Source organism: Actinophytocola sp., from assembly GCF_035712165.1.
Taxonomy (GTDB): Bacteria; Actinomycetota; Actinomycetes; order Mycobacteriales; family Pseudonocardiaceae; genus DASYTH01.
Map to the genome: position 1 here is coordinate 1 of NZ_DASTBH010000489.1, position 3,274 is coordinate 3,274.

The 3,274-nt window shown below is 71.5% G+C and carries 3 protein-coding genes; 2 read left to right on the forward strand and 1 reads right to left on the reverse strand.

The genetic code is table 11. The features are described 5' to 3' along the window. Window positions 1–1,434: HelD family protein (locus tag VFO68_RS27765; RefSeq protein WP_325161351.1), on the reverse strand; the 1,434-nt coding region annotated here is incomplete at its 3' end. A gap of 200 nt (window positions 1,435–1,634) precedes the next feature. Here VFO68_RS27765 and VFO68_RS27770 point away from each other — a divergent pair. After that, window positions 1,635–2,042, forward strand: a complete 408-nt coding sequence (locus tag VFO68_RS27770) for a YciI family protein (RefSeq protein ID WP_325161352.1) — start codon at window positions 1,635–1,637, stop codon at window positions 2,040–2,042. Then, window positions 2,039–3,181, forward strand: a complete 1,143-nt coding sequence (locus VFO68_RS27775) for an RNA polymerase sigma factor (RefSeq protein WP_325161353.1) — start codon at window positions 2,039–2,041, stop codon at window positions 3,179–3,181. The genes VFO68_RS27770 and VFO68_RS27775 overlap by 4 nt, the downstream gene beginning before the upstream one ends. Window positions 3,182–3,274: the final 93 nt, after the last annotated feature.

Genomic DNA, 3,274 nt, shown 5'->3' on the forward strand with positions numbered 1-3,274 from the left:
GTCGAGCGTCATCAGGTCCAGCACGCCCGCGGCGTACTCGGCCTCGGCCTGCCGTTCCCGCGCGGCGGCCCGCTCGGCGGCCGCGTCCGCCGGCTTGTCCCGGCCCAGCAGGTCGACCAGCTCGTCGAGCAGCGGCACGTCCGACACCGTCCACGCTTCACCGTCGGCGCGCGACAGCGCCGGGTCGGCGCCGGCCGCACGCAGCCGCTCCGCCGACGTGTACAGCGTCGCCAACAGGGTTTCCGGGGTCAGCACCGGCCAGAGCGCGTCCAGCGTGGCGGTGAAGGTCTCGTCCTCGGCCAGTTCCTTGAGCAGGTCCCGCCGCAGGTCCTCCCAGGCCTCCCGATCGTCCCGGGTGAGCCAGCCCCGGCCGATCCGGGCGATGGCCCGCTCGGTGAGCACGTAGGTGACGATCTCGGTGAACACCGCCCGGGCCTCGTTGTGCGGCAGCCCGCTGGTCCGCGCCTCGTCCCGGGCCCACTCCGCGGTCTCGGCGTCGATGCGGACCGTGACGTCGCGCAGCTGGATCGCCACCGGGTGCTCCGGCAGCCGCTGCCGGTCGGCGACCGCCGCCGCGAGCACCGCCAGGATCTTCCGCGATCCCTTGAGCCGCGCGGCTTGCGGGCTGTCCTCGGCGGTGACGCGCAGTCCGGGCACGAGGTCGCCGGTCGTCATGAACACCACGTCGGACTCGCCCAGCGACGGCAGGACCCGGCCGATGTAGTTCAGGAACGCCGGGTTGGGCCCGACCACGAGCACACCATGGCGTTCCATCCGCTCCCGCTGGGTGTAGAGCAGGTACGCGACGCGGTGCAGCGCCACCACGGTCTTGCCGGTGCCCGGACCGCCCTCGATCACCAGCACGCCGGGGTGATCGAGCCGGATGATCTCGTCCTGCTCGGCCTGGATCGTCGCCACGATGTCGCGCATGCCCGCACCGCGCGGCGCGTTGACCGCCGCGAGCAGGGCCGCGTCGCCGCGCTCGCCGGCGCCGGGCCGGCCGAACACCTCGTCGGTGAAATCGAGCACCTGCCGGCCGCGGGTGTGGAACTGCCGGCGCCGGCGCATGTTCTCCGGGTTCACCCCGGTGGCGACGTAGAACGCGCGCGAGGCGGGTGCCCGCCAATCGAGCAGGACCGGTTCGTACTCCTTCTCCTCGTCGAAAAGGCCGATCCGGCCGATATACATATGTTCACCCGAAAGTGTGTCCAGGCGCCCGAAACACAGCCCGTTGTCCGCCACGTTCAGCCGCTTCATCTCCCTGGCCACCGCGCGCACCTCGACGTCGCGCTCCACGGGCGTCCCGCCGTTGCCCCGCAACGCCGCGACGTAGTCCCCCTTCACCCTGGTCCGCTCGGCGTCGAGCCGCTGGTAGAGCCCAGCCACGTAGCTCCGCTCGGACCGCAGTTCGTCCTCGTACCCCTGACTTGACACGTACCCCTCACAGTGGCTAACCTGCTAATAGGAACGGCGAGTTCTCCATTTTATTGTGGAGGGCACGCCGATTTTTTATTCTCCCCCTGATGTCAAGCCCTCGAAAATTCGACCGCGCCGCGATGTCGAGAACTCCAGGCCGGCTCCGTCCCCGGGGTGAACGTGACCAGGATGGGTCACCAACACCGAGGAGAACCACGATGGCCAAGTACCTGCTGCTCAAGCACTACCGCGGCGCTCCGGCCGCGGTCAACGACGTGCCGATGGAGAAGTGGACGCCGGAGGAGGTCTCGGCGCACATCCAGTTCATGAGCGACTTCGCCGCGCGGCTGGAAGGCACCGGCGAGTTCGTCGACGGTCAGGCGGTCGCCCCGGAAGGGACCTGGGTCCGGTACGACGGCGCGGGGCGCCCGCCGGTCACCGACGGCCCGTTCGCCGAGACCAAGGACCTGATCGCCGGCTGGATGGTGATCGACGTCGACAGCTACGAGCGGGCCGTCGAACTGGCCGGTGAGCTGTCGGCCGCGCCGGGGGCGGGTGGCAAGCCGATCCACGAGTGGCTCGAGGTGCGCCCGTTCCTCACCCACGCTCCCACGGTGACCGAGTGAACGAGGCCCTGCTGCGGGAGCTCGTGCCCGCGGTGATCGGCATCCTCGTCCGCCGCGGAGCAGATTTCGCGGCGGCCGAGGACGCCGTGCAGGACGCGCTGGTCGAGGCGGTTCGGGTCTGGCCGGCCGAGGAACCGCGGGACCCGAAGGGCTGGCTGGTCACCGTGGCCTGGCGCAAGTTCCTCGACGCGACCCGGGCCGACACCGCCCGGCGCCGGCGGGAGGACCAGGCCGAGGAGGAGCCGGCGCCCGGGCCCGCCCCCGCGGCCGACGACACGCTGCGGCTCTACTTTCTGTGCGCCCACCCGTCGCTGACGCCGTCGTCCGCGGTCGCGCTCACGCTGCGGGCCGTCGGCGGGCTGACCACCCGCCAGATCGCGGCGGCCTACCTGGTGCCGGAAGCGACCATGGCGCAGCGCATCAGCCGGGCCAAGCGCACCGTCGCCGGCGTGCGGTTCGACGCGCCCGGCGACGTGGCCACCGTGCTGCGTGTGCTCTACCTGGTCTTCAACGAGGGCTACTCCGGCGACGTCGACCTCGCCGCCGAGGCGATCCGGCTGACCCGGCAGCTCGCCGCCGTGATCGACCACCCCGAGGTCGCCGGCCTGCTCGCGCTGATGCTGCTTCACCACGCCCGGCGCGCCTCCCGAACCGCTCCGGACGGCAGCCTGATCCCGCTCGCCGACCAGGACCGCACCCGCTGGGACACGCGTTCCATCGCCGAAGGCGTGACGATCCTGCAGGCCGCCCTGGCACGCGACCAGCTCGGCGAGTTCCAGGCCCAGGCCGCCATCGCCGCACTGCACGCCGACGCGCCCACCGCCGCCGAAACCGACTGGGTGCAGATCGTCGAGTGGTACGACGAGCTCACGGCTCTCACCGACAGCCCCATCGTCCGGCTCAACCGCGCCGTCGCCATCGGCGAGGCTGACGGAGCCCCCGCCGGCCTGGCCGCCCTCGCCAGGCTCGACCCGGCCCTCCCCCGCCACACCGCCGTCGCCGCCTACCTCCACGAACGCAACGGCGACCACACCACCGCCGCCCGCCTCTACGCCGAAGCCGCCCACAAAGCCCCCACCCTCCCCGAACGCAACCACCTCACCCGCCAGGCCGCACGCCTCAACACGAACTCTCGCTGACGGCACAAGCGCTGGAACACAAGAAAGATCCCCAGTTACACCGTGAAATGGACAGTCCCAGGCTTTCATCCGTTCGCGGCCGGGCCGTGACCT

Bases quoted from the DNA above. Each gene is read 5' to 3' on its own strand.
- VFO68_RS27770 (WP_325161352.1), top strand. From the start codon at position 1,635: ATGGCCAAGTACCTGCTGCTCAAGCACTACCGCGGCGCTCCGGCCGCG.